Origin of the sequence: Gephyromycinifex aptenodytis (assembly GCF_012277275.1) — a bacterium.
Classification (GTDB): Bacteria; Actinomycetota; Actinomycetes; order Actinomycetales; family Dermatophilaceae; genus Gephyromycinifex; species Gephyromycinifex aptenodytis.
Genome location: NZ_CP051155.1, coordinates 1,292,964 through 1,319,513, shown reverse-complemented (window position 1 = coordinate 1,319,513; position 26,550 = coordinate 1,292,964). Strand labels below are relative to the sequence as shown.

Below are 26,550 nucleotides of genomic sequence, written 5' to 3'. Positions count from 1 at the left end.
CATCCTGGTGGCCGGTCGCCGGTGGGTGCAAACGAGGTGTCCGACTCAGCCTTGTAGGGCCGAGCGCATCGGGACCAGCTTGGCGTCCGATTCGGCCAATTCGGCCGCCGGGTCCGAACCGGCAACGATCCCGCAGCCGGCGAACAGGCGCATCCGAGTGGGTACCTCGCGGTCAAGCGCCCCGCTGCGCAACGCGATTCCCCACTCGCCGTCACCGGAGGCGTCCATCCATCCCACCGGCCCGGCGTAGCGGCCGCGATCCATCTGCTCCAGGTCGGCGATGAGCCCGTCCGCGTCCGGTTTCGGGGTGCCGCACACCGCAGCCGAGGGGTGTAGCGACGCTGCGAGTTCCAGCGAGGTCGCGCCGTTGACCAGACGCCCGGCCACGTCGGTGGCCAGGTGCATGACATTGGGCAGGTGCAGCACGAACGGCGACTCCGGCACGCTCACCGAGGTGCAGTACGGGTTGAGGGCATCCCCGACTGAACGCACCGCATACTCGTGTTCCTCCAGGTCCTTGCTGGAACGGGCCAGCGAAGCGGCCAACGCGAGATCGCGTTCGTCATCGCCGGTACGTCGGATCGTGCCCGCCAGGACCCGGGAGGTGACCAGGCCGCGTTCCAGCCGGACGAGCATCTCGGGGGTGGCGCCCACCAGCCCGTCCACGGCGAAGACCCAGGTGCGTCCGTAGCTGGCGCCGAGTTGAGTCAACACCCATCGCAGGTCGATCGGGCACTCCGTCTCGGCGACGAGGTCTCGGGCTAGGACGACCTTGTCCAGGTCGCCGGCCGTGATGCGCTCCACGGCGCAGGCCACCGCAGCCTGCCAACGCGGTCCAGGCAGTGCACCGTCAGCGAAGACGACCAGGCCGGGACTGCGGGGGGCCTGCACCGGGGCGGACAGGTCGGCTCGCTGGTTACGAGCGGGGTCGCTGGGCGGGCTCTGCTCGCTCAGGGTGGTGGCCCACCAGGTGTCCTCCCGCCGGCCCACGATGACCTGCGGGACGATCAAACATGAGTCTTCAGTCGAATCTGCCGCGTAGGCGAAGGAACCGAACGCTACGAGTCCGCTTCCGTAGACCCGCACCTGGTCATCGACCTCGGCGCCGGCCACGACATCGGCCCACCAACGCTCCGCCTGGGCAAAGCGCTCCTCGCCGCTGGTGTCCACCCTGGCGGCCTCACCCCAGCCGACGATCCCCTCACCGTCGCGAACCCAGGCCGCCAGCTGCGTGGCCGGGACGTTCTCGGGTAGGAGGTCAAGCAGGGCGCCAGGGTCGGCCACGGTGCGGGTGTGCACGCGCAGGCGCGGGGCTGGGATGGTCATAACGCACAACTTTAGGTCTGAACCCGGCGGAGTGCGTGACCGCCTCTGGGTGGGGGTCGCAAACGCCCCGCACACTCCTGTCGGCCTGCGGTAGTCCAAGATGGGGTCATGCGAGCGAGCTTGGATAAGAAGCCCCATGAGGTTGCGCGAATGTTCGATGAGGTCGCAGCGCGCTACGACCTCACCAATGACGTGTTGGCCATGGGGCAGACGCGTCGGTGGCGCAAGCTCGTGGCCGAGGCCGTCGCAGCAGAACCGGGGGAGAAGGTGCTGGACATCGCCGCCGGTACCGGCACCAGCAGCGTGCCCTTCCACGAGGCCGGCGTGCAGGTCGTCGCGGCCGACTTCTCCCTGGGAATGCTGCGCGAAGGTCGGCGCCGCTACCCGCAGTTGTCCTTCGCCGCCGCCGACGCGATGCGGCTGCCCTTCGCCGACGCGTCCTTCGACGCGGTCACCATGTCCTTCGGGCTGCGCAATGTGGCTGACCCGCAGGTTGCGCTGGCGGAGTTCGCCCGGGTGACCCGACCCGGCGGCCGGCTCGTCATCTGCGAGTTCAGCCACCCCACCAACGCCGCGTTCCGCCTGGTTTATCAGCGCTACCTCATGGGTTCGCTGCCCGCGATCGCCCGCGTGGTCAGCTCCGACCCCAGCAGCTACGAATACCTGGCCGAGTCCATCGTGCGCTGGCCCGCCCAGGAAGCCTTCGCCCAGCAGGTCGGGGCGGCGGGATGGCAGGGCGTTCAGTGGCGTAACCTCACGGCCGGAATCGTGGCTCTGCATCGAGCGCGTCGGCCACTCGAGTAGTCTCATGAGGGGCCCGGATGACCGGATTGCCAGCCCGGTCACCGCGACCGCCGACTCGAGCGAAGGATGATTGAGCGTGACCTCGCCCTCAGTGCAGCAGGCTGACGCCATCGTCGTCGGAGCAGGGCCCGCCGGATCCAGTGCGGCCGCTTACCTGGCAGGGTTCGGCCTCGACGTCGTTCTGTTGGAGAAGACGAGCTTCCCGCGCGACAAGGTCTGCGGTGACGGGCTCACCCCTCGCGCGGTCAAAGAACTCATCACCCTGGGCGTATCAACCGAAGACCCGGGCTGGATGCGCAGCCGCGGACTGCGCCTGATCGGCGGGGGACACCGGGTCGAGATCGACTGGCCGGAATCCTCGATCTACCCCAATTACGGACTCGCGCGCGCCCGCAACGATTTCGACTACCTGCTGGCTCGGCATGCCGTGGCGCGGGGCGCCCGGTTGGTGCAGCGGGCTAACGTCAGCGGCCCGATCCGCGACGAGGCCACCGGAAGGCTGCGCGGGGTCCAGGTCAAGGTGATGGACGAACGCGGACGACCCACCGGGGAGACCACCGAATATCACGCGCCGTTCACGCTGGCCTGCGACGGCAACAGCAGCCGGCTCTCCCTTGCGATGGATCGACCTCGACGCGAGGACCGCCCCATGGGGGTCGGCGTGCGCACCTATTTCAAGACGCCGCGCAGCACCGACGACTACATGGAGTCGTGGATGGAGCTGTGGACCCCCTCGGACCCGCAGGACCCCTCCAGTAAGCCGGTGCTGCTGCCCGGGTACGGCTGGATCTTCGCCTTGAGCGACGGAACCAGCAACGTGGGGCTCGGCATCCTGGATACCTCGCCATCCTTCCGGAGCGTGGACTGTAAAGAAGTGCTGCGCCGCTGGGTAGACACCCTCCCGGCGGAATGGACTTTCACCCCGGAGAACATGACCTCCCCGATCCGCGGGGCGGCCCTGCCCATGGCACTGAACCGGCGCCCCCTCTACCGCGACGGATTGTTCCTGCTCGGCGACGCCGGCGGCATGATCAGCCCGTTCAACGGCGAGGGCATTGCTCACGCCATGGAAGCGGCGCGCATCGCGGCGCAAACGATCTCCGGTGCGCTGGACCAGCCTGACCAGCGCGCCCGGGAGCGCGTCGCGGCGACCTACCCGGGGGCGGTCGAGGATGAGCTCGGTGGCTACTTCATGCTCGGGGCCCAGTTCGCCCGCATTATCGGCCACCCAGAGATCATGCGGCTCGCGGTGCGCCACGGTTTGCCGCGCCGCACTCTGATGCGCTTCGTCGTCAAGATCATGGCCGGACTGGCCGAACCTTCCGGGGGTGGTTTGGACGATCGCGTGATCGCCGCGCTCACCAGAGTGACCCCTTCGGCCTGAGAGATGATTACGTTCACTAGACTGTCTAGGCGCCGCCGAACCGTCCGAGCAGATGCTCGCCCGGTGCTGCGACACGCAAGACACTGACCCGAGATACCGCCGCACCGCCGTCAACCGAAAGGGGAGCGCGTCGAGATGACCAGCCCCTATCTGCCGATCCTTATCTTCTTCGCCTGCGGCATCGGTTTTGCCGTGCTGTCGGTGCTGGGGCTGGGCCTGTTGCTCGGGCCCAAGCGGTACAACAGCGCCAAAGTGATGGCCTACGAATGCGGCATCCAGCCGTCGCCGCGAGCAGACTCGCGTGGCCGCTTCCCGGTCAAGTACGCCACGACGGCGATGTTGTTCATCATCTTCGACGTCGAAACGATCTTTTTGCTTCCCTTCGCCGTCACCTTCGACCAGATGGGCCTGTACGGCCTGCTGGCCATGACGGTGTTCTTGATTAATGCGTTCTTCATCGCCGATGCCTATGTGTGGCGTCGTGGCGGATTGGATTGGGACTGACATGTCAGAATCGAGCTTGCCGTCGGGCGTGATGACGGCCAACATCAATCAACTTGCGGGCTTCCTGCTGAAGACCTCGGTGTGGCCCGCGACGTTCGGCCTCGCCTGTTGCGCGATCGAGATGATGGTGACGGTGTCGCCCGACAACGACGTCGCCCGCTTCGGTATGGAGCGTTTCTGTGCGACCCCGCGCCAAGCCGACCTCATGATCGTGGCCGGTCGGGTGAGCCAGAAGATGGCCCCGGTCGTGCGCCAGGTCTACGACCAGATGCCCGAGCCCAAGTGGGTCATCTCGATGGGCGTCTGCGCCAGCTCCGGTGGCATGTTCAACAACTACGCGATCGTGCAGGGCGTGGACCACATCGTTCCTGTGGACGTGTACCTGCCCGGCTGCCCGCCTCGGCCTCAGATGCTCATCAATGCCTTCTTGAAGCTGCACGAGCAGATCCAGAACTCGCCGCACGCGTTCAACCGCAAGGAAATCGCGCGCCAGGTCGAGGCTGCGGCCATGGCTGAGACGCCACTCATCGAAATGAAGGGGCTGCTGCGGTGAGCGAGGAAAAGAAGGTCGGTACCGGTCAGGCGCAAGCCACCGGCAGTCAGCCGGCGGCTGTGCACGGCGGAGCCGGCCAGCACGACGAGTCGCTGCCCGCGGCGCCCGGAACCGTTCCCGACCCGGTCGTCGTCGGCGCCCGGCAGGGAATGTTCGGCGCTACCCGCGGCGGAGACACCACCGGTTACGGCGGGCTCGTCTCACCAGTGCTCTTCCCGGGAGCCTCGGTGCGCCCGTACGGCGGGTACTTCGACGAGATCGCCGATGCGCTGGAAGCGGCGCTGGAGCGCCACGGCGGACCGGCCATGGCCGAGGCCGTCGAGATGGTCGTCATCGACCGTGACGAGATGACCCTGCACGTGCAGCGCGAGCACCTGCCGCGGATCATGCGGGTGCTGCGCGATGAACCCGCGCTGCGTTTCGAAATGTTCACCGGCGTCTCCGGTGTCCATTACCCCCAGCAGGTCGGCAAGGAGTTGCACGCCGTCTACCACCTGCTTTCGATCACCCACGGCAGCCGTCGCCTCCGCCTGGAGGTCACCTGCCCCGACGCCGACCCGCACATCCCCTCGGTCGTCGACACTTACCCCGCTGCCACCTGGCATGAGCGGGAAGCCTGGGACTTCTTCGGCATCATCTTCGACGGGCACCCTGCGCTCACGCGCATCCTTATGCCCGACGACTGGCCGGGGCACCCCCAGCGCAAGGATTACCCCCTCGGCGGTATCCCGGTGGAGTACAAGGGCGCCACCGTGCCGCCGCCGGACCAGCGGAGGGCCTACAACTGATGAGCACCACCTCGACCACCTGGGCCGCCTCGGGCGCCGACGAGCGCGGCGACGAACGCATCCTCAACACCGAGGGCGGTGACTGGGACGACCTCGCGCGCGAGGCTGTGGAGCACAGCGACGAGCGCATCGTGGTCAACATGGGTCCGCAGCACCCGTCCACGCACGGTGTTCTGCGCCTCATCCTCGAACTCGATGGTGAGCACGTGACCGAAGCCCGCGTCGGCATCGGTTACCTGCACACCGGTATCGAGAAGAACATGGAGTTCCGCACCTGGACCCAGGGCGTCACGTTCTGCACTCGCATGGACTACCTGACCCCGATGTTCCAGGAGACCGCCTACTGCCTCGGGGTGGAGAAGCTGCTCGGGGTCACCGACCAGATTCCCGACCGGGCGACCACCATCCGGGTCCTGATGATGGAGCTGACTCGCATCAGCTCCCACCTGATCTGCTTGGGTACCGGTGGCATGGAGCTCGGCGCGACCACGGTGTTCACCACCGCAGCCCGCGAACGTGAGCGGGTGCTGCGCTTCATCGAGGCCACCACCGGTTTGCGCATGAACAACGCCTACATCCGTCCCGGCGGCGTCGCCCAAGACCTGCCTCCAGGTTGGAAGGACCTGCTCGATGAGCAGCTTCCCCTGCTGCGCAAGGGCGTCAAGGAGATGGAAGGGCTCGTTCTGGAGAACCCCATCGTCAAGGGCCGCACCGTCGACGTGGGCTACTTGGACCTCACCGGGTGCATCGCGCTCGGCCTGACCGGGCCCATGCTGCGCTCTGCCGGTATGCCGCACGACCTGCGACGCAGCGCGCCCTACTGCGGCTATGAGACCTACGACTTCGATGTCGTCACCTGGAACACCGCCGACAGCTACGGGCGTATCCGGGTGCGGTTCCAAGAAATCTGGCAATCGCTGCGGATCGTCGAACAGTGCATCGAGCGCCTCGCGTCAAGCTCAGGCCCGGTCATGATCGACGACCCGAAGATCGCTTGGCCGGCGCAGCTGGCCATCGGCGGCGACGGCATGGGCAACAGCCTGGATCACATCAGGGAGATCATGGGCACCTCCATGGAGGCGCTGATCCACCACTTCAAGCTCGTCACCGAGGGCTTCCGAGTCCCGCCGGGGCAGGCATACCAGGCGGTTGAATCCGCCAAGGGCGAGTTGGGGTGCCATGTCGTCTCCGACGGCGGAACGCGTCCCTTCCGGGCTCACTTCCGTGACCCCTCCTTCCACAACCTGCAGTCGGTGGCAGCCGTCGTCGAAGGCGGAAACGTCGCCGACGTGGTTGTCGCTGTCGCCTCCATCGACCCCGTGATGGGAGGAGTGGACCGCTGATGGACACCACCAGGCCTAACTACGGTTCTCAACCGGCGATCGCTACGCCTTCCTACGACCAGGACACCCTGGATCGGCTGCGTATCGACGCCGCCGAGATCGTCGCTCGCTACCCGCAGAAGCGTTCGGCGCTGCTGCCGCTGCTGCACCTGGTGCAGAGCGTTGACGGCCACGTCACCACGCGCGGCATCGAGTTCTGCGCCGAGACCTTGGACCTGACCGGGGCCGAGGTCAGCGGAGTGGCGACGTTCTACACCCAGTACAAGCGCTTCCCCAACGGGGACTACAGCGTCGGCGTCTGCACGAACACGCTGTGCGCGATCATGGGCGGCGACGCCATCTGGGAGGCGGTCAGCGCTCACCTCGGGATCGGACACGACGAGACGACCCCGGACGGCAAGATCACCCTGGAACGTTTGGAATGCAACGCGGCCTGCGACTACGCCCCCGTGGTCATGGGCAACTGGGAGTTCTTCGACAACCAGACCCCCGAGTCGGTCATCGCGATGGTCGACGCGCTGCGCTCAGGCCAGGACGTCCAGCCCACCCGCGGCCCGGACAAGCTGGCGACGTTCAAGGAGATTTCGCGGGTGCTCGCCGGGTTCCCCGACGGGCGCGCCTCGGAAGGCCCCGGCGCCGGTGAAGCGTCGCTTCGCGGGTTGACCTTGGCCAAGGAGAAGGGCTGGAACGCTCCCGCCGGCCAGCAGCAGGAGCCGACTTCGGCTTCGGATTCGGCCCAGAGCGACGGATCTTTGACCCCAGGAATGCCGAGTTCCACTGACACCCCGGCCAACGCGCCGGCCGAGAAGCCCGGCGACGGGAAGGTGGGCTGATGAGCACCGAACTGACCCCTATCCTCACCAAACCGTGGGGTGAGGCGCAGTCGTGGTCTCTGGCCACGTACGAGCGTTACGAGGGCTACCAAGCACTGCGTAAGGCACTGGCCACCGAGCCGGATGCGCTGGTGCAGCAGGCCAAGGACTCCGGCCTGCGCGGCCGCGGCGGTGCGGGCTTCCCAACCGGGATGAAGTGGGGCTTCCTGCCCCCGCCGGACGGCGGCCCCCGCTACCTGGTCGTCAACGCCGATGAGTCCGAGCCGGGAACCTGCAAGGACATCCCGCTGCTCATGGCCAGCCCCCAGTTCCTGATCGAGGGCATGATCATCACCAGCTACGCGATCGGCTGCCACCACGCGTTCGTGTACCTGCGTGGCGAGGTCGTGCACGTCTACCGGCGCCTCATGCAGGCCGTGCAGGAGGCGTACGCAGCCGGATATCTCGGCAAGAACATCCTGGGCAGCGGTTTCGACCTGGACATCACGGTCCACGCCGGTGCCGGCGCCTACATCTGTGGTGAAGAGACCGCGCTGCTTGACTCCCTCGAAGGCCGCCGTGGCCAACCGCGGTTGAAGCCGCCGTTCCCCGCTGTCGCCGGTCTGTACGCCCGGCCCACCGTGGTGAACAACGTCGAGTCCATCGCCTCGGTTCCGCCGATCATGTTGCACGGCGCGGAATGGTTCGGGCAGATGGGAACCGAGCGTTCCAAGGGCTTCGGGATCTTCAGCCTCTCCGGGCACGTCACCCGGCCGGGTCAGTACGAGGCGCCGCTAGGTATCACGCTGCGCGAACTCATCGACATGGCCGGTGGTATCCGTGCCGGCCACGAGCTGAAGTTCTGGACCCCGGGTGGGTCCTCGACGCCGCTGTTCACCAAGGAACACCTCGACGTGCCGTTGGACTTCGAGTCCGTCGGCGCGGCCGGTTCGATGTTGGGTACCCGCGCGTTGCAGATCTTCGATGAGACCGTCTCGGTCGTGAAGGCCGTCTCACGGTGGATCGACTTCTACGCCCACGAGTCGTGCGGCAAATGCACACCGTGTCGCGAAGGCACTTACTGGCTCAAGCAGATTCTCGCCCGCCTGGAAGCGGGTCAGGGATTGCCGGGCGACATCGACAAACTGGACGACATTGCGAGCAACATCCTCGGACGCTCTTTCTGCGCTCTGGGTGACGGTGCGACGAGCCCGGTGATGTCCGGTATCAAGTACTTCCGCGAAGAGTTCGAGATGGCGATGACCACCCCGGTCGACGTGTCCTTCCCGCCGGAGCGGTCCACCCTGTTCGCTAAGGAGAGCGTGTCCTCATGACCGTCCCGACCAGCCCCGCGTCGGGGAGTAACCCAACCTCTGAAGGCGGTAACGCGCAACTGCCGCCGCCGGTCGAGATGGTCGAGCTGACGATTGACGGCATCCCGACCCAGGCGCCTAAGGGGTCTCTCGTCATCCGGGCCGCGGAGCAGATCGGCATCGAGATCCCGCGGTTCTGCGACCACCCGCTGCTGGAGCCGGCTGGCGCTTGTCGCCAGTGCCTGGTGGAGGTGGCGACCCCCGGTCGCGACGGCAAGATCGCCAAGATGCCCAAGCCGCAGGCCTCGTGCACGATGACCGTCTCTCCGGGCATGGAGGTCAGCACGCAGTTGTCCTCACCGGTGGCGGACAAGGCGCAGCAGGGCGTGATGGAGTTCCTGCTCATCAACCACCCGCTGGACTGCCCCGTCTGCGACAAGGGTGGGGAATGTCCGCTGCAGAACCAGGCGCTGAGCCACGGCCGGGCCACCAGCCGCTTCAATGACGTCAAGCGCACTTACCCCAAGCCGGTCAATGTCAGCACCCAGGTGCTGCTGGACCGGGAGCGTTGCGTGCTGTGTCAGCGCTGCACCCGCTTCTCCGACCAGATCGCGGGCGACCCGTTCATCTCGCTCACCGAGCGGGGCGCGAACAGCCAGATCGGCATCTACCAAGAGAAGCCCTTTGCTTCCTACTTCTCGGGCAACACCGTGCAGATCTGCCCGGTGGGTGCCCTCACCAGCGCCACCTACCGCTTCCGTAGCCGCCCCTTCGACCTGGTCTCCACTCCGGGCGTGTGTGAACACTGCGCCAGTGGCTGCGTGCAGCGCACCGACCACCGCCGTGGCACCGTCCTGCGGCGGATGGTGACCAACACCCCTGAGGTGAACGAAGAGTGGAACTGCGACAAGGGTCGCTGGGCGTTCCCGTACCAACGCCAGCCCGACCGTCTGGCCGCACCCAAGGTGCGCGACAGTGACGGCACGTTGCGGGTCGCCTCCTGGCCGGAGGCGCTAACCGTCGCGGCTCAGGGGCTGGCCTCGGCCCAGCGTCGAGGCGGCGTCGGGGTCTTGACCGGTGGTCGACTCAGTGCTGAAGACGCCTACGCCTACAGCAAGTTCGCTCGGGTCGTGCTGGGCACAAATGACATCGACTTCCGGGCCCGTCCGCACTCGGTGGAGGAGCAGGAATTCCTCGCCTCGCACGTGGTTGCGACCAACCCCGAGGACGGGGCGGTCTCCTACGATGATCTCGAACAGGCCGGGGCTGTGCTCCTGGTCGGCATCGAGCCTGAAGAAGAGTCGCCGATGATGTTCCTGCGCCTGCGCAAGGGCGTTCGCAAGAACAAGACGGCCGTCTTCTCGATCGCCCCGTTCGCCACGAACGGTTTGACCAAGCTCACCGGCAGCCTGGTGCAGGCCGCGCCGGGCACCGAATCCGAACTCCTGCACGCGATCCGCGAGGGACGTCCAGAGCTGGAAGCGGTCAGCGCAACGCTGAACTCCACCGCGATCATCGTGGTCGGCGAGCGGATGGCCACCGTGCCCGGTGCCCTGTCCGCGATTGCTGCTCTCGCGCAGAAGACCGGCGCCCGCGTGGCGTGGGTCCCGCGCCGTGCCGGCGAACGCGCTGCCCTGGAAGCAGGCGCGCTGCCCAACCTGCTGCCCGGCGGTCGTCCGGTGGCTCAGGAAGAAGCTCGTGCCGACCTGGCCGCCTCCTGGGGCGTCGACAGTCTCCCGGCCACTCCCGGCCGCGACGGCAATGCCATCATCGCCGCCGCCGCTACCGGAGAACTTGGCGGTTTGCTCATCGGTGGCGTCGAAGCCGCCGATCTGCCCGAGCCTGGTCGGGTAGCACTCGCGCTGCAGCGGGCCTTCGTGGTCGCGCTCGACCTGCGTGCCGGTGACGTGATGGATCACGCCGACGTCGTCCTGCCCGTCTCCTCCCACGATGAGCGGGCCGGCTCCTATGTCAACTGGGAAGGGCGTCTGCTGCAGTTCGCGCAGGCACTGGAGACGACCGCGATGTCGGATCTGCGGGTTCTGGACCTGCTGGCGGGGGAGATGGGGGAGTTCCTCTCGACCTCGACCCTGGCCGCTACCCGCGCTGACATGCAGCGACTGGGCTCCTGGTCCGGGCCACGCACCTCACCGCCGGCCACCTCGGCCGAGCGTCTTCCCACCCTCGGAGATCATCAGGCGGTCCTGGCTACCTGGCACCACCTGCTGGACGCCGGTGTCATGCAGGACGGTGAGCCGTTCCTGGCCGGCACCGCCCCCCAGCCGGTGGCTCGACTGTCCGCCGTGACGGCCGCCGGTGTCGGGGTGGCTGACGGTCAGCCGCTCACCGTGGCTACCCAGCGCGGGGCGATCACCCTGCCCGCGCAGATCACGCCCATGGTGGACCACGTCGTGTGGCTGCCTACGAACTCGCCCCGCTCACGGGTGCGCACCGCTTTGGGCGCGCTCGCCGGGGACGTCGTCACACTGTCGAAGGGTGGTGTCGCATGAGCCCGATCTTCACGCTCTCCGGTCCCGTGGCTGACTTCTCGGACACTCCGCTGTGGTTGAGCGCGATCAAGGCCGTCCTCGTCTTCGTCTATCTGCTCCTGCAGGTGGTCGTGGTCATCTGGTTCGAACGTCGCATCGTGGGTCAGATGCAGCAGCGTCCGGGCCCCAACCGGTTCGGGCCGTGGGGCATCCTGCAGACCCTGGCGGACGGCTTCAAGCTCATGTGGAAGGAAGCGGTCATCCCGGCTCGGGCCGACCGCGTGATCTTCACCCTGGCGCCGATCATCGCCGGTTCGACTGCCTTCATCTCCTTCGCGGTCATCCCGCTGGGGGGCATGGTCAACATGTTCGGGCACCGCACCCCGCTGCAGGTCACCGACAGCCCCGTCGCGGTGCTGATCGTGCTGGCCGCGGCCGGCGTAGGCGCCTACGGCTTCGTACTGGCCGGTTGGTCCTCCGGATCGACCTACCCGCTGCTGGGTGGTCTGCGCTCCACCGCTCAGGTCATCTCCTACGAGATCGGCATGGGCTTGTCGCTGGTCGCCGTGTTCCTCTACGCGGGATCGATGTCGACCTCGACCATCGTCGAAGCGCAGCGCGGCATGTGGTTCATCGTTCCGGCCTTCTTCAGCTTCCTTGTCTACGTGGTGTGCATGGTGGGCGAGACCAACCGTCTGCCCTTCGACCTGGCTGAGGGCGAAGGCGAACTGGTGGGTGGTTACCACACCGAGTACTCCGGCATGTGGTTCGGAATGTTCTTCCTCGGCGAGTACGTGAACATGTTCACCGTCTCGGCGCTGGCGAGCACGCTGTTCCTCGGCGGTTGGCACGCCCCGCTTTCCTTCCTGCCCGACGGCGGGTACCTGGGCATCGTGTGGCTGACGCTGAAAATGTGGATGTTCATGTGGTTCTTCGTGTGGCTGCGCGCCACGCTTCCCCGGACCCGCTACGACCAGTTCATGGCCTTCGGCTGGAAGTTCCTCATCCCGGCCACCTTGGCGTGGGTCCTGGCGGTGGCTTACATCCGCGCCGCCGGCCTGGGCTTCTTCGGCCCGCGCACCTTGATCCCGACGCTGATCATCATGGCTGTCGCCCTCGTGTTGGCCTTTATCGCCGCGATGCGGTGGGATGCTGGTCAGCAGCGCAAGGCTGAAGCGCGGATCGAAGAGCACCCCGACGAAATCGACCCCTTCGCAGGCGGTTACCCGATTCCCCCGATGCCTGGACAACGGCTCGTGGAGCCGCACCCCGGCGCGCAGGCGAGCATCCGTCCCGATGCGCCAGAACTCACCGATCAGGAGATGAACCGTGGCTGATCCCACCCCGACGCACGACAGCGCGGGCGACGAGCGGCGCCCCGCGGTACGGCCCACTTCCGCCCCCTTGACCGTGCGTGGCGCGGAGCAGGTCCAGGCCGAACACCAAGGCGGCTTCCTGCAGGATCTGTTTGCCCCGGTAGCCGGGTTCGGCACCACGTTCCTGCAGCAGTTCAAGAAGAACCCGACCGAGGAATACCCCGAAGAGAAGCGGCCCACCCAGCCGCGCTATCACGGACGTCACCAGCTCAACCGGCACCCGGACGGGCTCGAGAAGTGCGTCGGGTGCGAGCTCTGCGCGTGGGCCTGCCCTGCCGACGCGATCCTGGTCGAGGGCGCTGACAACGACGACACCCCCGAGGCCGAGGGTGGAACCGGCCGGTTCTCCCCGGGCGAGCGGTACGGCCGCGTCTACCAGATCAACTACCTGCGCTGCATTTTCTGCGGGTTGTGCATCGAGGCGTGTCCGACCCGTGCCCTGACGATGACCAACTTCTACGAGTTGGCCGATCACAACCGCCAGGACCTCATCTTCGAAAAGCACCAGCTCCTGGCGCCCGTCCAAGAAGGAATGGTCTCGGCACCCCACCCGATGGTGGAGGGCATGGAGGAGCGCGACTACTACCAGGGCAAGATCGCCAGGGCCACTCCCGAGCAAGAGGAGTTCGCCCGCCGCCGCAGCGCGGAGATCGCGCAGCTGGATGCCCAGGGCAGTGTCGCTGAGCCCACGCCGGGCGCGGGGACGGCACGAAGCCACGAAGGTTCGGCGCAGGCGCACCCTCACGGACTCACGGAAGGCGGTACCCAGCGATGACCGGCACTGGCGAGGCGGTTCTGTTCTTCATCGCCGCCCCGATCATGGTTATCGGGGCCTGCGGTCTGCTGTTCGCCAAGCGGGCGGTGTACGCCGCCTTGTCGATGGTGTTCGTGATGATCCTGCTCGGCATCGTCTACCTGGCACAGGGCGCGGACTTCCTGGGGATCGTCCAGATCTTCGTCTACAGCGGCGCCGTGATGATGCTGTTCGTCTTCGTCATCATGCTCATCGGTGTGGATGCCTCCGAGACGATGGTCGAAACGATCCGAGGCCATCGTGTGGTCTCCATCCTGGTCGCGCTGGGCCTGGCGGCCCTGATCATCTCCACGCTGAGTGGGGTGGCCTTCCGTCCGGGGCGCCCGATCGAGGAGATCAATGCCGCAGGTAACGTCACCGGTTTGGCAGAAGTCATCTTCGGTCAGTACATGTGGGCCTTCGAGATGATCGGTGTGCTGCTGGTCGTCTCCGCGATCGCGGCGATGGTCCTGGCTCACCGTGAACGTCTGGTACCCAAGCCCTCTCAGCGGGAACGCTCCAAGCGACGCATCCGGGACAACCACTACGTGGCCGGTCTGCCCGCACCTGGTGTGTACGCCCGGCACAACGCGGTCGACACCCCGGCGCTGCTGCCCGATGGCACGCCCAGCGAGCTGTCGGTCTCACGCGTCCTCGTGGCCCGTGAGCAGCTGATCACGCCCGACCGGTACGTTGACCCGTCGGTGGAGATCGAGAACGAGATCGAGGAGGGCAAACAGCGATGAGCTTGGCCAATTACCTCTATTTGGCGGCGATCCTGTTCTCCGTCGGTGCTGCCACCGTCCTGGTGCGGCGCAACGCCCTCATCGTGTTCATGGGCATCGAGCTCATGCTCAACGCGGTCAACCTGACGTTCGTGACCTTCGGTCGTATGAACGGCAGCATCGAAGGCCAGACCATCGCCCTCTTCGTGATGGCCGTCGCGGCCGCCGAGGTCGTCGTCGGACTGGCGATCATCATGACGATCTTCCGTGCCCGCCGATCGGCTTCGGTCGACGACGCCAACCTGTTGAAGCTGTAAGGAGCGAGCAGCGTGCTACCTCTCATCTCCGCCGCCGCGCTCGTCGGCGCGAGCGAACCGCTCGCAGCCACGGCCGCGAGCGGAGCCACCGCCTGGATGTGGCTTGTCATTGCACTGCCGCTGCTGGGCGCCGGGCTGCTGCTTGTAGGCGGCCGCGCAACGGACTCGTTCGGCCCGATCCTGGCCACGGCTTTGTCCTGGGCCTCGTTCCTGGTTGCCGCAGCCTCCTTCCTGCACTTGCTGGGGCTGGACCCCGCGCAGCGCGGGCAAGGGATCGGGCTGTGGTCCTGGATCCCGGCCGGATCGTTCGCTCTTGACATCGGTCTCCTTGTTGACCCGCTGTCCATCAGCTTCGTCCTGCTGGTCACCTTCGTGGGTTCGCTCATCCACGTGTACTCCCTGGGGTACATGGAGCACGACCCAGCCAAGCGCCGGTTCTTCGCCTACTTGAACCTGTTCGTGGCGGCGATGCTGACCCTGGTGCTGGCCGACTCCTACCTGCTGCTCTATGTCGGTTGGGAAGGCGTGGGTCTGGCTTCCTTCCTGCTGATCAGCTTCTGGAACTGGAACCCGGCCTATGCGGCCGCCGGTAACAAGGCGTTCATCCTCAACCGCGTTGGTGACTTCGGTCTGGGTATCGCGATCATGTTGATGTTCGCCACCTTCGGAACGGTCACTTTCGCCGGGGTCTCCGCGGCGGCTCCGAACGCCAGCCAGGGTGTGCTGACCGCGCTCGGTCTGCTGCTGCTGCTTGCTGCCTGCGGTAAGTCGGCTCAGTTCCCGCTGCAGAGCTGGCTAGGCGACGCGATGGCCGGTCCGACCCCCGTGTCGGCCCTGATCCACGCAGCCACCATGGTCACCGCCGGTGTCTACCTGGTGGTGCGCAGCAACGCGATCTACACCTTGTCCCCGGACGCGCAGCTCGCAGTGACCATCGTCGGTGCGATCACGTTGACGATGGGCGCGATCATCGGTTGCGCCAAGGACGACATCAAGAAGGCGCTGGCCGCCTCGACGATGAGCCAGATCGGTTACATGATGCTCGCGGCCGGTCTCGGCCCGATCGGCTACGCCTTCGCCATCTTCCACCTGCTCACGCACGGCTTCTTCAAGGCCGGCATGTTCCTCGGTGCCGGCTCGGTCATGCACGGCATGAACAACCGGGTCGACATGCGCACCTTCGGTGCCCTGGGCAAGGCCATGAAGATCACCTGGCTCACCTTCGGGCTGGGGTGGCTGGCCATCATCGGTGTCCCGGGCCTGTCGGGCTTCTGGAGCAAGGACCTCATCATTGAGGCCGCCTTCGTCGGCGAGGGCTGGCGTCCCTGGGTCTTCGGTCTGACCACCCTGTTCGTGGCCGGTCTGACGGCGTTCTACATGTCGCGGCTGTTCTTCATGACCTTCCACGGCAAGGCACGCTGGAACGAGACGGACCACCCGCACGAGTCTCCGCTGACGATGACCATCCCGATGATCGTGCTGGCTTTCGGCTCGGCGTTCCTCGGCTTGATCCTCACGCTGGTGGACTTCCCGCGGTGGCTTGAACCGGTCACCGGGCACGCTGTTCACCACGAACCGGTACTGCCGGTGATGGTCATCCAGCTCTCGGTCTTCGTCCTCGTGCTCGCCGGTGTGGCGCTGGCGTGGATGATGTACGGGCGTGACGAGGTTGCCCGCGTGGCTCCGCGCGGTTCGCTGATCACTCAGGTGGCGCGTCGGGACTTCTTCCAGGACGACGTCAACCAGGGTGTCTTCGTCGGACCCGGGCTGGCGGCCGCTGGCGGACTCGCCTACGCAGACGAAAACGGTCTCGACAGCGGTTTCACCGGCTTCGGTTCCGCGATCGCCGGCGCGTCGGGCGCAGTGCGTCGCCTGCAGAACGGTTTCGTTCGGTCGTATGCCCTGACGATGCTCATCGGCATCGTCGCAATTCTCCTCGGCGTGTGGGTGGTGCAGTGATGCTCAGCAGTTTTCCCTGGTTGACCACGATCGGGCTGATCCCGCTCGTGGGAGCCCTGGTCGTCATGCTCCTGCCGGGGCGCGGTGCCTCGCGTCTGGTGGCGCTGGTGACCTCACTCATCACCCTGGCGGTGGCCGTCCTGGCCACCATGCAGTTCCAGCCCGGTGCGGCCGAGCAGTTCCAGCTCGTGGAGCGCGTGCCGTGGATCCCGCAGTGGGGTGTCAGCTACGCCCTCGGTGTGGATGGCATGGCGCTGGCCATGATTCTCATGGCCGCGATCCTGGTGCCGATCTGCCTGCTGGCCGCCTGGAACGACGTTCCTGAGGGTGGCCGTCGCGAGAAGGCTTACTTCGCGTGGATGCTGGTGCTGGAGACGATGATGGTCGGCGTCTTCGCCTCCATCGACGTCTTCCTCTTCTACGTCTTCTTCGAGGCCATGCTCTTGCCGGTGTACTTCCTCATCGGAAGCTACGGCGGCGCAGGGCGCACCCGGGCAGCGATCAAGTTCTTGCTGTTCTCGCTGGCCGGTGGGCTCATCATGCTCGTCGCGGTCATCGCCGTGTTCTTCGTCGGCCCCCGCGGCCCGGAGGGTTACCTCATCGGCAACCTGACGAACCTCACGATGGCCCCGATGACGGAGAACCTGCTCTTCCTCGGCTTCTTCATCGCTTTCGCGGTCAAGGCTCCGATGTGGCCGGTGCACACCTGGCTGCCGGAGGCTGCCACCGAGGCCCGTCCGGCCACCGCCGTCCTGTTGGTCGGCGTGCTGGACAAGGTCGGTACCTACGGCATGATCCGGTTCTGCCTGCAGATGTTCCCCAACGCCAGCCAGTGGGCCACTCCGGTCATCATCGTGCTGGCGCTGATCTCGATCCTGTACGGCGCTGCCGCCGCAATCGGTAGCCGCGACATGATGCGACTGATCGCCTACACCTCGGTGAGCCACTTCGGGTTCATCGTGCTCGGCATCTTCGCCTTGACGTCTGTCTCTCAGGCGGGCTCGATCCTGTACATGGTCAACCACGGCTTCTCCACGGCCGCGCTCTTCCTCATCGCGGGGATGTTGGTGGCTCGTGGCGGCAGCAAGTACGTGGGGGATTACGGCGGGTGGCAGCGCGTCACGCCGGTTCTGGCGGGTTCCTTCCTCGTCGCCGGACTCTCCGGTCTGGCTATGCCGGGCATGGGTTCCTTCGTGTCGGAGTTCCTCGTCATGATGGGTACCTTCCAGCGCTACCCGGTGGCTGCTGTGATCTCCTCGGTGGGCATCATCCTGGCCGCCGTCTACGTCCTGGTGCTGTACAAGCGGGTCTTCACCGGCCCGCAGCCGGGCACCATGGTGCTGGAGGTGGACGGAGTGGTCAGCCACACCGATGACCTCGAGGAGGCCCACCAGCTCGAATCGGCTCAGGGTGACAGCGGCGCTCACGCAGCCCGTCGCCGTCGGCTGGACGTGCTGGACCTGGATGGCAGGGAGAAGCTCGTTGTCGCTCCGCTGATTGCGCTCTTCCTGGTACTCGGCTGCTACCCCAAGCCGGTGCTCGACGTCATCAACCCCGCTGTCGAAAAGACGCTCCAATATGTGGGCGTCGCTGATCCCGCGCCTGCAGTCGGCGCGGCGAACGGGAGTACCAAGTGATGCCCGCCCTGTTCCCCTCCGTGGTTCAACTCCCGGAGTACAACGCCCTCGCGCTAGCGCCGGTCGTGCTCGTTGCCCTCGGCGGCCTCGTGTGCGTGCTCCTGGAGGCGTTCCTGCCTCGTCGCCTGCGTCATCAGGTCGAGCTCGCCGTAGCAGTCGTCGCCCTCGTGGCTGCGTTCCTGGTGCTGGCGCTGCGCGAGACGCAGATGCTCGGTATAACGATGGCTGGTTCGGTCGTCATGGACGGGCCGACCGTGGTCATCCAGATGCTGCTGCTGGTGCTGTCGCTGCTGGCGCTGATCATCATGTCCGAGCGTTTCGGCGGCCGCGTGGCCGACGCTTTCACCTCCTCGGGTTCGGCCGTTCCGGGTTCTCCGATGGAGGGCATCGCCGAGCGGCGGGGCACCACCACCGAGATCTTCCCGCTGACGCTGTTCTCTGTCTCGGGCATGATGCTCTTCCCCGCTGCAGGGGATCTGCTCACGATGTTCATCGCCCTGGAGCTGCTCTCCCTGCCGCTATACGTGCTGACCGCCCTGGGTCGTCGTCGGCGCCTGCTCTCCCAGGAGGCAGCGCTGAAGTACTTCCTGCTGGGTTCGTTCTCCTCGGCGTTCTTCCTGTTCGGCGCGGCGCTGCTGTACGGCTTCGCCGGTTCGGTCCAGTTCGGCTACATCGCTGACCGCATCGCCACCGTCAGCGGGATGGACCCGTTGTTGTGGATGGGGTCGCTGCTGGTCCTGGTCGGCCTGCTGTTCAAGGTTGGCGCGGTGCCGTTCCACTCCTGGACCCCCGACGTCTACCAGGGCGCACCTACCCCGGTCACCGGGTTCATGGCTGCCTGCACCAAGGTTGCAGCCTTCGGTGCGCTGCTGCGGGTCGGTTACACCGGTATCGATGCGGCTCGCTGGGACTGGCAGGTCGTGTTGTGGATCATCGCGGGGCTGACCATGATCCTGGGGTCGCTGCTTTCGGTGACCCAGACCGACATCAAGCGGATGCTGGCCTACAGCTCGATCGCGCACGCGGGCTTCATCCTTGTTGGCTTCCTGGCCTTCAGTACGGCCGCCGTCGGCGCGGTGATCTTCTACCTGGCTGCGTACGGCTTCGCCACGATCGCGGCTTTCGGTCTGGTCATGCTGGTTCGCGCCACTGAGGACCAGTCCGAAGCGACCTCGTTGACTCAATGGGAAGGCCTGGGGCGTCGCTCACCGCTGGTTGCCGGTGCCTTCTCGTTCCTGCTGATGGCATTTGCGGGGATCCCGCTCACCTCGGGCTTCACGGCCAAGTTCGCAGTGTTCGGGGCCGCGATCTCCGGCGCAGGTCTTCCCGGTGTGGTGCTGGCCGTCATCGGTGTGTTGTGTAGTGCAGTGACCGCCTTCGTCTACTTCCGGGTGATCTGGCTGATGTACTTCGCCGACCCGGACGGCGAGGCAGTCACGGTCTTCACTCCGTCGGTGGCGACCGTCAGCGCGATCGCCTTGGGTGTCGTCATCACCTTCGCGCTCGGCGTGTTCCCGACCCCGTTGCTCGATCTCACCTCTGCCTCATCGCTGTTCCTGCGATGAGCGGCGGCGCGAGGATCCCGGAGACCGACCCGGAGTTGGAGAAGGCGTTGGGCGATGGCCTGGCGCAGGTGGATAGTTTCCTGCGCCAGCGTGTCGATTACGACGACCCGTTCATCGCCGAGGCCGGAGGGCATCTCCTCGGCGCTGGGGGTAAGCGTTTTCGCCCCCTGCTGTGTCTGATGGCTGCTCAGGCTGGCAAGGGCACCAACGCGGACGTGATCGCCGCTGCTTCCGCAGTGGAATTGACACACCTCGCTTCGCTTTACCACGACGACGTCATGGACGAAGCGGACCTGCGGCGCGGGGTCGTCTCAGCCAACGTCGCGTACGGAAACTCCACGGCGATCCTCGTGGGAGACCTGCTCTTCGGTACGGCATCGGCCGTCATGGCGGAGTTGGGGCCCGAGGCGGTACGGATTCAGGCCGAGACGTTCATGCGGTTGTGTGCGGGCCAGATCCGGGACGATCGGCCATGCCCGCCAGGGGTGGACCCGGTCGAGTACTACCTGGGTGTGCTGCGGGATAAGACCGGGGTCCTCATCGCCACCGCCGCCAGGTACGGCGCGATGTTCTCCGGGTGCGACGCAGCCACCGTGGAGACATTGCGCGAGTACGGCGAACTGCTGGGTGTGGCCTTCCAATTGGCCGATGACCTGCTTGATATCGCCTCGGTCAGCGGGGTCTCTGGAAAGACCCCGGGAACCGACCTGCGTGAGGGCGTGGAGACATTGCCGATTCTCATGCTGCGTTCGGCTGCTGACCCGGCCGACGCGGAACTGCTGGAGCTGCTGGATCGGGATCTGCGCCACGATGACGAATCACATGCGCGTGCCCTCGCAGGCTTGCGAGCGCACCCGGCCCTGCAGCAGGCTCGCGAGTACACGCTCGGGGTCGCCCGCCAGGCTCAGGCGCGTCTGGAGCCGCTAGGTGACACTGCAGTGGCTCGCGCCCTGCACGCGATGACGATGGGCGTGGTCGATCGGGCGGTATAACCCGAGCAGCGCGTTCCTTGCGTACGACCAGGTGTCCCATCCCCGCGCGGGGATGGGACACCTTGTTCGTGGGTGAGGCGCACGGGATGCGGATGAGGCTCGGTTACGGCTGCTCCGACGGGGTGGCGGGCTGAGGAGGCCGGGCGCCGGCAGACAGGCACAGGAACGATCTCGCCGGGATACCCGTTGGCGACGAGTGTTGCCCCCCGGTCTGGCCGCAGGCCTCAGCGCAGCCAGAGCGTCGGATCGTCCAGGAATGGCCGTCAGAATGCGGTCCGGGAAGGGCCGGCGGAGGAATCTGGGGGCTGATTCGTTCGAGTTGGTTGGGTGGGCGCGCAGTCGTCCCGGTCGCGCCCGCAAGCGGAGCGCCAGATGAAATCCGCACGGGCAGTAAGGGAATCGTGGCCGTTCGCCCGGGTTCGCGTACTCGACGGACGCCCGACACACAGGGCCGTCTAGCCGTGTGATCGGCAAAGATGCGCTGTCTTGGCGGACTTCCGACACTGGCGGATAAAGTTCTGATAACGGCAGGGTATGGGTGGCGTAAGGGTGGCCGCTTGGGCTGTAGGGCGACCTACCCAAGGCCCTACAGTTCTGTTTATGTCGCGAGTCCCAGCGGAGCAACGCCGCGAGCAGCTCATCGAGGCAACCATCGCCCTTGCAATCGAAGAGGGCCTGGCTGCCGCATCGGTGCGCCGTATCGCCGATAAGGCGAACGTGTCCCTCGGTGTTGTCCACTACTGCTTCAGCAGTAAAGAAGCCCTTATCAACGCTGTCGCCGAGGCGTTCATCACGCCTATTCTCGGCCCTGTCGGTGAGGCCCTTGCCGGCGTCGCCGACCAGGGTGTTGAGGAGAAGGCGCGCCTTGCGTTCCAGACCTTTTGGGACGTAACGCACCACAGCCCCGGACGGCAGTTGCTCAGTTACGAGCTGGCTGCCTGGTCGATCAGGGGTGACGGGGTGGCGGCGAAGCTGCTCTACCAGACCTACCTCGACGCGATCGAGATGTTCATCACCGAAGGGGTGGGCGTCGTTGGTACCGATGCATTGCCCACCCGCACGCTGGCCCGGATGGTGCTCAGTGTCGCCGACGGGGTGATGTTGTCGTGGTTGGTGGATCGCGACGACGAAGCCACCCAGAAGGCCCTGCAGGCATTCGTTGCGGTCCTGCTGGACGTCGTCAAGCACGGTTTGGACGCCGGGATACTCAATCAGAGTGGGTCAGCCGGAGCCTGAGACCAGTACCGGCCGACGCCACACCACAACCACAGCAGGACGAACACCGCGATTCTCGGGGGAGAGCGCTAGGCGGTGTTCCGCTCGGGGGAGCGATCAAGCAGCAGAACGCCAAAGGCCCAGACCGTGCCTCACCGACTACGTGCGGTGGGGCTTTCGCATGTCACCACACCCACGTTGCAGACGAAGCTGTCGGGGTAGGCGCGTACTCCGCGCGCCCGGGCAGCTTTTTCGTATCGTGCCGTGACTCTGCCCTGCGTCAGCGCACGGTTGGGACGCTACAGCCCGGCAAGAGGGGGATGCGGGCCACCGCCACACACCAGCTCGGGAGAAAGCCGCCCAGGGCCGCTGACGGCTCATCCTGGCCCGCGGCTGGGAGTGCGCGCAACGCCCCACCCGGTGGAGAGCGTTATTCGACGATCCAGGTGTCTTTACCGCCGATGAGGTTGATCAGGTCGGAGTCGTCGACGGTGCCACCTTGAGCGGCCACCGCCGAGGCCACCTGGGCGCGGACCTGGTCGTCATAGGTGGGGCGGTCGACGTTGCGGAAGATGCCCATCGGCACGTGCTCCATCGATTGAGCATCGATCTGTGCCAGTGCGAAGGCCCGCGAGGGGTCCTCGGCCCGCTCATCGTGGATGACGATGTGTTCGGGGTCGGCGCCGGCCTCGCCGACCACTTCGAGTTCCCCGAGGCTGTCGCGCACCACGACGTGCTTGGCGCCGGTTCGCACCGGCTCACCGTGTTGCAGCCGCAAGATGTGGGCTTCGGCCGAATCGGAGTCCTTCAACGTCTCGAAGGCGCCGTTGTTGAAGATGGGGCAGTTCTGGAAGATCTCGACCAGGGCCGCGCCCCGGTGCTCCGCTGCAGCCTGCAGGGTCGCGGTCAGGTGGGCGCGGTCCGAGTCCATCGTGCGGGCCACAAAGGTCGCTCCGGCCCCCAGCGCTAAGGCGACGGGGTTGAACGGCACGTCGAGGGAACCGTCCGGGCTCGATTTGGTGACCAATCCCTGAGCGGAGGTAGGGGAATACTGCCCCTTGGTCAAGCCGTAGATCCGGTTGTTGAACAGCAGGATCGTCAGGTTGACGTTGCGCCGCAGCGCGTGGATGAGGTGATTTCCACCGATGGAGAGTGCATCGCCGTCACCGGTGACCACCCAGACCGACAGGTCGGGGCGAGCCGTTGCCAATCCGGTGGCGATCGACGGGGCGCGCCCGTGAATCGAGTGCATGCCGTAGGTGTCCAGGTAATACGGGAACCGCGAGGAGCAGCCGATACCTGAGATGAAGACGATGTTCTCCCGACGCAGGCCCAACTTGGGCAGAAAGCCCTGCACTGCGGCCAGAACGGCATAGTCGCCGCATCCGGGGCACCAACGCACCTCCTGGTCGGAGGTGTAATCGCGTTTGGTCGCCGGTGGCTGGTCAGGGTCCATGCGAGGGACGCCATGCGTGCCCAGGCTCGGCATTCCGAGGTCCATGCTCATGGTTGGTCTCCCGTTGAGGTCTCGGGCGAAGGCTGCGCCGCGGTGGCGTCGGCTGCCGCGCTGTTCAGATCGCCGGCGCCCTTGGACGCTTCGACCTGCGCGATTGCCGCCGCCAGGACATCGACGAGCTCGGTGGAGGTGAACGGCAGACCGCGCACCGCGGTGTGGGATTGGATGTCCACCAGGTATTCGGCGCGCAGCAGTAGCGCGAGTTGGCCGAGGTTCATCTCGGGGATGACCACGTGCCGGTAGGAACGCAGCACATCACCGGTGTTGCGCGGCATCGGGTTGAGATGGCGAAGGTGGGTCTGGGCGATCGACAGTCCCGATTCGCGCAGCGTGCGTACCGCGGCCGTGATCGGCCCGTAGGTCGATCCCCATCCCAGCACGAGCACGTCGGCGTCCTGCCCCGGGTCGTCGACTTCCAGGTCGTCGATCGTGGTGGCGATCCCTGCGATCTTGGCGGCCCGCAGCCGGGTCATCCGGTCGTGGTTGTCGGGGTCGTAGCTGATGTTGCCGGTGCCGTCGGCCTTCTCGATGCCGCCGACGCGGTGCTCCAGGCCTGCAGTGCCAGGGATGGCCCAGGGGCGGGCCAGGGTCTCCTCATCGCGCTGGAAGGGGTGGAAGGTCGGGTTCCCCTTGGCGTCCGTGGCATTGGGTTCGGTCGCGAACTCGACGCGCAGATCGGGCAGGTCATCAATAGCCGGGAGCCGCCAGGGCTCTGAACCGTTGGCGAGGTAACCGTCTGAGAGCAGGATCACCGGCGTGCGGTAGGCGGTGGCGATACGAACCGCATCGACAGCGGCATCGAAGCAGTCCGATGGGGACTGGGGCGCCAGTACGACGACCGGCGATTCGCCGTTACGACCGAACATCGCCTGCAGCAGGTCTGCCTGTTCGGTCTTGGTGGGTAGTCCGGTGGAGGGGCCGCCGCGCTGCACATCCACGATCACCAGCGGCAACTCGGTCGAGACTGCCAGGCCGATGGTCTCTGCCTTCAGGGCCAGCCCTGGCCCCGAGGTCGTGGTGACCCCGAGGGCGCCGCCGAAGGAAGCGCCCAGGGCGATACCGACCCCGGCGATCTCGTCCTCGGCCTGGATGGTCGTGACGCCGTAACGCTTCAGCCCAGACAGGGTGTGCAGGATGTCGGAGGCCGGGGTGATCGGGTAGGAACCGAGCACTAGTGGCAGCTGGCTGCGGTAGGCGGCGGCGACCAGCCCGTACGCGGTGGCGATGTTGCCGGTGATGTTGCGGTAGAGACCCGGCGTCATCTTGGCTGGCGCGACCTCGTAGCGGTGCGCGAAGTCCTCGGTGGTCTCGCCGTAGTTGTACCCAGCGTTCAGCGCGGTCAGGTTCGCGCCCAGCACCTCGGAGCGGTTGGCGAACTTGACCTTCAGGTAGGCCTTGGTTCCTTCCAGGGGCCGTGTGTACAGCCAGGACAACAGACCCAGAGCAAACATGTTCTTCGCTCGTTCCTTGTCCTTGCGGGTCAGGTCGTAGTCGGCCAGCGAATCCACCGTCATCGAGGTGAGCGCCACCGGGTGCACATGCCAGGACTCCAGCGAGTCGTCATCGACGGGGCTCTGGGTGTAGCCGACCTTGGCCAGGTTGCGCTTGGTGAACTCGTCGGTGTTGACGATGATCGTCCCGCCGCGCGGCAGGTCACGCAGGTTCGCCTTCAACGCCGCGGGGTTCATCGCCACCAGTACGTCGGGGGCGTCACCCGGAGTGAGAACGTCGTGGTCGGCGAAATGGAGCTGGAAACTGCTGACTCCGGGCAGGGTCCCCTGGGGAGCCCGAATCTCGGCCGGGAAGTTCGGCAGTGTCGACAGGTCGTTGCCAAGGGTGGCGGTCTCGCTGGTGAATCGGTCACCGGTGAGTTGCATGCCGTCGCCGGAGTCACCGGCAAAGCGGATGACGACTTTAGAGAGCCGTTCCACCTGCTTGTCGTGAGTGCCGGTACTACCGGTCTTCAGGGCGCTCATGTGGTGCGAAGTCACCTGGCTTCCGTTCGGGAGTCACCGCTTGGTCCAGCGTCCAGTCATCCTAGTCGCGCAGCATTCTCTCGCGCAGGGGGACCTTCGGCCCTTGCGATTAGACCACCTCAAGCGCCTTGCCGTGCGATTGATCAAAGAAGGAGACTGTGTTGGGCGCGTCCTGGGCTGTTTGTTGCCCGTCCCGGACCGCAGGTGGAACGTTCCGGCTTTCCCTGGCGTTGCCCTGAGCATGCATCGGCATTTCAACGGGCTGAAGACAGCCCTGCTGTTCGGGGCGATCTTCGCCGTTTTGCTCGGCATGGGCTCGGTTATCGGCGGCGGTCGCTACCTGTGGCTGTTTGCTCTGTTCGGCCTGGTCAGCACTTTTTACGGGTATTGGAACAGCGACAAGCTGGCCATCCGGGCGATGCGGGCCCGCCCGGTCTCCGAGGCCGAAGCGCCGGGCATGTACGCCATCGTGCGTGAGCTCTCGATGCGGGCCGGCCAGCCGATGCCGCGCCTGTTCGTCTCACCGACGCAGGCCCCCAACGCCTTCGCCACGGGCCGTAACCCCAACCATGCGGCGGTCTGCTGCACCGAGGGAATCTTGCGGTTGCTAGACGAGCGGGAGCTCCGCGGAGTGCTGGGGCACGAGCTCATGCACGTCTATAACCGCGACATCCTCACCAGTTCGGTGGCGGCGGGTCTGGCCGGGGTCATCACCAGCGTGGCGCAGATGCTCATGTTCGCCAACATCTTCTCCGGCAGCGACGAGGACCGTCCCAACCCGATCGCGATGATCGCGATGTCGTTGCTGGCCCCCCTTGCTGCCGGGCTCATCCAAATGGCCATCAGCCGCACCCGGGAATACGACGCCGATGAGGACGGCGCCGCCCTGACCGGCGACCCGCTGGCGTTGGCTTCGGCGTTGAGGAAACTGGAACGCGGAACCGCGAGCGCGCCGTTGGCTCCCGAGCCGCAGGTGGTCAACGCGGCGCACATGATGATCGCCAACCCGTTCCGCGCCGGTGACGTCTCAAGGCTGTTCTCCACTCACCCGCCGATGGCAGATCGCATCGCTCGACTGGAGGGCATGGCCGGGCGACACCTGATGGGGTGAGCGCGCGGCCGACCACGCGCGGTCGAATAGCCGGGTTGCCTGGACTGGTCGG

At 66.3% G+C, this 26,550-nt stretch carries 22 protein-coding genes; 19 read left to right on the top strand and 3 right to left on the bottom strand.

The annotated features are described in order from the left end of the window. Positions 1 to 45: 45 nt before the first annotated feature. Complete coding sequence (locus G9V96_RS05660; RefSeq protein WP_168582164.1) at positions 46 to 1,326, bottom strand: isochorismate synthase; 1,281 nt, start codon at positions 1,324 to 1,326, stop codon at positions 46 to 48. A 108-nt stretch (positions 1,327 to 1,434) separates the two neighbouring features. Between G9V96_RS05660 and G9V96_RS05655 the strand changes: the two genes are divergently transcribed. The 18 genes from G9V96_RS05655 (at position 1,435) to G9V96_RS05570 (ending at position 21,916) form a co-directional block, all read left to right on the top strand. Next, positions 1,435 to 2,130, top strand: a complete 696-nt coding sequence (locus G9V96_RS05655; protein WP_168582163.1) for a demethylmenaquinone methyltransferase — start codon at positions 1,435 to 1,437, stop codon at positions 2,128 to 2,130. Positions 2,131 to 2,206: 76 nt separating this feature from the next. After that, positions 2,207 to 3,514: a geranylgeranyl reductase family protein gene (locus tag G9V96_RS05650; protein ID WP_168582162.1), complete on the top strand. Its 1,308-nt coding sequence runs from the start codon at positions 2,207 to 2,209 to the stop codon at positions 3,512 to 3,514. A gap of 135 nt (positions 3,515 to 3,649) precedes the next feature. Next, on the top strand, positions 3,650 to 4,018 hold the full coding sequence (locus tag G9V96_RS05645; protein WP_168582161.1) for an NADH-quinone oxidoreductase subunit A: 369 nt from the start codon (positions 3,650 to 3,652) through the stop codon (positions 4,016 to 4,018). Position 4,019: 1 nt separating this feature from the next. Further along, positions 4,020 to 4,571, top strand: coding sequence for an NADH-quinone oxidoreductase subunit B (locus G9V96_RS05640; protein WP_168582160.1), 552 nt, complete (start codon positions 4,020 to 4,022; stop codon positions 4,569 to 4,571). Beyond that, positions 4,568 to 5,359, top strand: a complete 792-nt coding sequence (locus tag G9V96_RS05635; RefSeq protein ID WP_168582159.1) for an NADH-quinone oxidoreductase subunit C — start codon at positions 4,568 to 4,570, stop codon at positions 5,357 to 5,359. The genes G9V96_RS05640 and G9V96_RS05635 overlap by 4 nt, the downstream gene beginning before the upstream one ends. Beyond that, on the top strand, positions 5,359 to 6,702 hold the full coding sequence (locus tag G9V96_RS05630; protein WP_168582158.1) for an NADH-quinone oxidoreductase subunit D: 1,344 nt from the start codon (positions 5,359 to 5,361) through the stop codon (positions 6,700 to 6,702). The genes G9V96_RS05635 and G9V96_RS05630 overlap by 1 nt, the downstream gene beginning before the upstream one ends. Beyond that, positions 6,702 to 7,535, top strand: coding sequence for an NADH-quinone oxidoreductase subunit NuoE (gene nuoE, locus G9V96_RS05625; protein ID WP_168582157.1), 834 nt, complete (start codon positions 6,702 to 6,704; stop codon positions 7,533 to 7,535). The genes G9V96_RS05630 and nuoE overlap by 1 nt, the downstream gene beginning before the upstream one ends. Beyond that, positions 7,535 to 8,848 carry an NADH-quinone oxidoreductase subunit NuoF gene (gene nuoF, locus G9V96_RS05620; protein ID WP_168582156.1) on the top strand — a complete coding sequence of 438 codons (1,314 nt, stop codon included), beginning with the start codon at positions 7,535 to 7,537 and terminating at the stop codon, positions 8,846 to 8,848. Before nuoE ends, nuoF begins: the two co-directional genes overlap by 1 nt. Further along, positions 8,845 to 11,337: an NADH-quinone oxidoreductase subunit G gene (locus G9V96_RS05615; RefSeq protein WP_168582155.1), complete on the top strand. Its 2,493-nt coding sequence runs from the start codon at positions 8,845 to 8,847 to the stop codon at positions 11,335 to 11,337. The genes nuoF and G9V96_RS05615 overlap by 4 nt, the downstream gene beginning before the upstream one ends. Continuing rightward, on the top strand, positions 11,334 to 12,653 hold the full coding sequence (gene nuoH, locus G9V96_RS05610) for an NADH-quinone oxidoreductase subunit NuoH (RefSeq protein ID WP_168582154.1): 1,320 nt from the start codon (positions 11,334 to 11,336) through the stop codon (positions 12,651 to 12,653). Before G9V96_RS05615 ends, nuoH begins: the two co-directional genes overlap by 4 nt. Positions 12,654 to 12,726: 73 nt before the next feature. Next, a complete protein-coding gene (gene nuoI / locus G9V96_RS05605; protein ID WP_404861438.1) occupies positions 12,727 to 13,467 on the top strand; it encodes an NADH-quinone oxidoreductase subunit NuoI in 741 nt (246 codons plus the stop codon). Continuing rightward, positions 13,464 to 14,231, top strand: a complete 768-nt coding sequence (locus tag G9V96_RS05600; protein WP_168582152.1) for an NADH-quinone oxidoreductase subunit J — start codon at positions 13,464 to 13,466, stop codon at positions 14,229 to 14,231. Before nuoI ends, G9V96_RS05600 begins: the two co-directional genes overlap by 4 nt. After that, positions 14,228 to 14,527: an NADH-quinone oxidoreductase subunit NuoK gene (gene nuoK, locus G9V96_RS05595; RefSeq protein WP_168582151.1), complete on the top strand. Its 300-nt coding sequence runs from the start codon at positions 14,228 to 14,230 to the stop codon at positions 14,525 to 14,527. The genes G9V96_RS05600 and nuoK overlap by 4 nt, the downstream gene beginning before the upstream one ends. A 96-nt stretch (positions 14,528 to 14,623) precedes the next feature. Next, positions 14,624 to 16,486 (top strand): NADH-quinone oxidoreductase subunit L, encoded by a 1,863-nt coding sequence (gene nuoL / locus G9V96_RS05590; protein ID WP_168583863.1) that lies wholly within the window; start codon positions 14,624 to 14,626, stop codon positions 16,484 to 16,486. Beyond that, a complete protein-coding gene (locus tag G9V96_RS05585; RefSeq protein WP_168582150.1) occupies positions 16,486 to 18,123 on the top strand; it encodes an NADH-quinone oxidoreductase subunit M in 1,638 nt (545 codons plus the stop codon). The genes nuoL and G9V96_RS05585 overlap by 1 nt, the downstream gene beginning before the upstream one ends. Further along, on the top strand, positions 18,123 to 19,688 hold the full coding sequence (nuoN, locus tag G9V96_RS05580) for an NADH-quinone oxidoreductase subunit NuoN (protein ID WP_168582149.1): 1,566 nt from the start codon (positions 18,123 to 18,125) through the stop codon (positions 19,686 to 19,688). The genes G9V96_RS05585 and nuoN overlap by 1 nt, the downstream gene beginning before the upstream one ends. Next, entirely contained in the window at positions 19,685 to 20,680 is a 996-nt protein-coding gene (locus G9V96_RS05575) for a polyprenyl synthetase family protein (protein ID WP_168582148.1), read from the top strand. Before nuoN ends, G9V96_RS05575 begins: the two co-directional genes overlap by 4 nt. 600 nt (positions 20,681 to 21,280) lie before the next feature. After that, positions 21,281 to 21,916 carry a TetR/AcrR family transcriptional regulator gene (locus G9V96_RS05570; RefSeq protein WP_168582147.1) on the top strand — a complete coding sequence of 212 codons (636 nt, stop codon included), beginning with the start codon at positions 21,281 to 21,283 and terminating at the stop codon, positions 21,914 to 21,916. A gap of 409 nt (positions 21,917 to 22,325) precedes the next feature. On the opposite strand, the gene G9V96_RS05565 is transcribed toward G9V96_RS05570, so the two are convergent. Both G9V96_RS05565 and G9V96_RS05560 read right to left on the bottom strand, forming a co-directional pair. Continuing rightward, the gene (locus G9V96_RS05565) at positions 22,326 to 23,402 is read right to left on the bottom strand and encodes a 2-oxoacid:ferredoxin oxidoreductase subunit beta (protein ID WP_168582146.1); all 1,077 of its coding nucleotides are present in this window, start codon (positions 23,400 to 23,402) and stop codon (positions 22,326 to 22,328) included. Next, positions 23,399 to 25,387 carry a 2-oxoacid:acceptor oxidoreductase subunit alpha gene (locus G9V96_RS05560; RefSeq protein WP_168583862.1) on the bottom strand — a complete coding sequence of 663 codons (1,989 nt, stop codon included), beginning with the start codon at positions 25,385 to 25,387 and terminating at the stop codon, positions 23,399 to 23,401. The genes G9V96_RS05565 and G9V96_RS05560 overlap by 4 nt, the downstream gene beginning before the upstream one ends. A 241-nt stretch (positions 25,388 to 25,628) precedes the next feature. Between G9V96_RS05560 and htpX the strand changes: the two genes are divergently transcribed. Further along, on the top strand, positions 25,629 to 26,498 hold the full coding sequence (gene htpX / locus G9V96_RS05555) for a zinc metalloprotease HtpX (protein WP_168582145.1): 870 nt from the start codon (positions 25,629 to 25,631) through the stop codon (positions 26,496 to 26,498). The last annotated feature ends 52 nt before the right edge of the window (positions 26,499 to 26,550 follow it).

Coding starts and splice junctions, on each gene's coding strand:
- G9V96_RS05660 (WP_168582164.1), bottom strand. CDS start 1,326: ATGACCATCCCAGCCCCGCGCCTGCGCGTGCACACCCGCACCGTGGCC.
- G9V96_RS05655 (WP_168582163.1), top strand. CDS start 1,435: ATGCGAGCGAGCTTGGATAAGAAGCCCCATGAGGTTGCGCGAATGTTC.
- G9V96_RS05645 (WP_168582161.1), top strand. CDS start 3,650: ATGACCAGCCCCTATCTGCCGATCCTTATCTTCTTCGCCTGCGGCATC.
- G9V96_RS05640 (WP_168582160.1), top strand. CDS start 4,020: ATGTCAGAATCGAGCTTGCCGTCGGGCGTGATGACGGCCAACATCAAT.
- G9V96_RS05630 (WP_168582158.1), top strand. CDS start 5,359: ATGAGCACCACCTCGACCACCTGGGCCGCCTCGGGCGCCGACGAGCGC.
- nuoE (WP_168582157.1), top strand. CDS start 6,702: ATGGACACCACCAGGCCTAACTACGGTTCTCAACCGGCGATCGCTACG.
- nuoF (WP_168582156.1), top strand. CDS start 7,535: ATGAGCACCGAACTGACCCCTATCCTCACCAAACCGTGGGGTGAGGCG.
- G9V96_RS05615 (WP_168582155.1), top strand. CDS start 8,845: ATGACCGTCCCGACCAGCCCCGCGTCGGGGAGTAACCCAACCTCTGAA.
- nuoH (WP_168582154.1), top strand. CDS start 11,334: ATGAGCCCGATCTTCACGCTCTCCGGTCCCGTGGCTGACTTCTCGGAC.
- G9V96_RS05600 (WP_168582152.1), top strand. CDS start 13,464: ATGACCGGCACTGGCGAGGCGGTTCTGTTCTTCATCGCCGCCCCGATC.
- nuoK (WP_168582151.1), top strand. CDS start 14,228: ATGAGCTTGGCCAATTACCTCTATTTGGCGGCGATCCTGTTCTCCGTC.
- nuoL (WP_168583863.1), top strand. CDS start 14,624: ATGTGGCTTGTCATTGCACTGCCGCTGCTGGGCGCCGGGCTGCTGCTT.
- G9V96_RS05585 (WP_168582150.1), top strand. CDS start 16,486: ATGCTCAGCAGTTTTCCCTGGTTGACCACGATCGGGCTGATCCCGCTC.
- nuoN (WP_168582149.1), top strand. CDS start 18,123: ATGCCCGCCCTGTTCCCCTCCGTGGTTCAACTCCCGGAGTACAACGCC.
- G9V96_RS05575 (WP_168582148.1), top strand. CDS start 19,685: ATGAGCGGCGGCGCGAGGATCCCGGAGACCGACCCGGAGTTGGAGAAG.
- G9V96_RS05570 (WP_168582147.1), top strand. CDS start 21,281: ATGTCGCGAGTCCCAGCGGAGCAACGCCGCGAGCAGCTCATCGAGGCA.
- G9V96_RS05565 (WP_168582146.1), bottom strand. CDS start 23,402: ATGAGCATGGACCTCGGAATGCCGAGCCTGGGCACGCATGGCGTCCCT.
- G9V96_RS05560 (WP_168583862.1), bottom strand. CDS start 25,387: ATGAGCGCCCTGAAGACCGGTAGTACCGGCACTCACGACAAGCAGGTG.
- htpX (WP_168582145.1), top strand. CDS start 25,629: ATGCATCGGCATTTCAACGGGCTGAAGACAGCCCTGCTGTTCGGGGCG.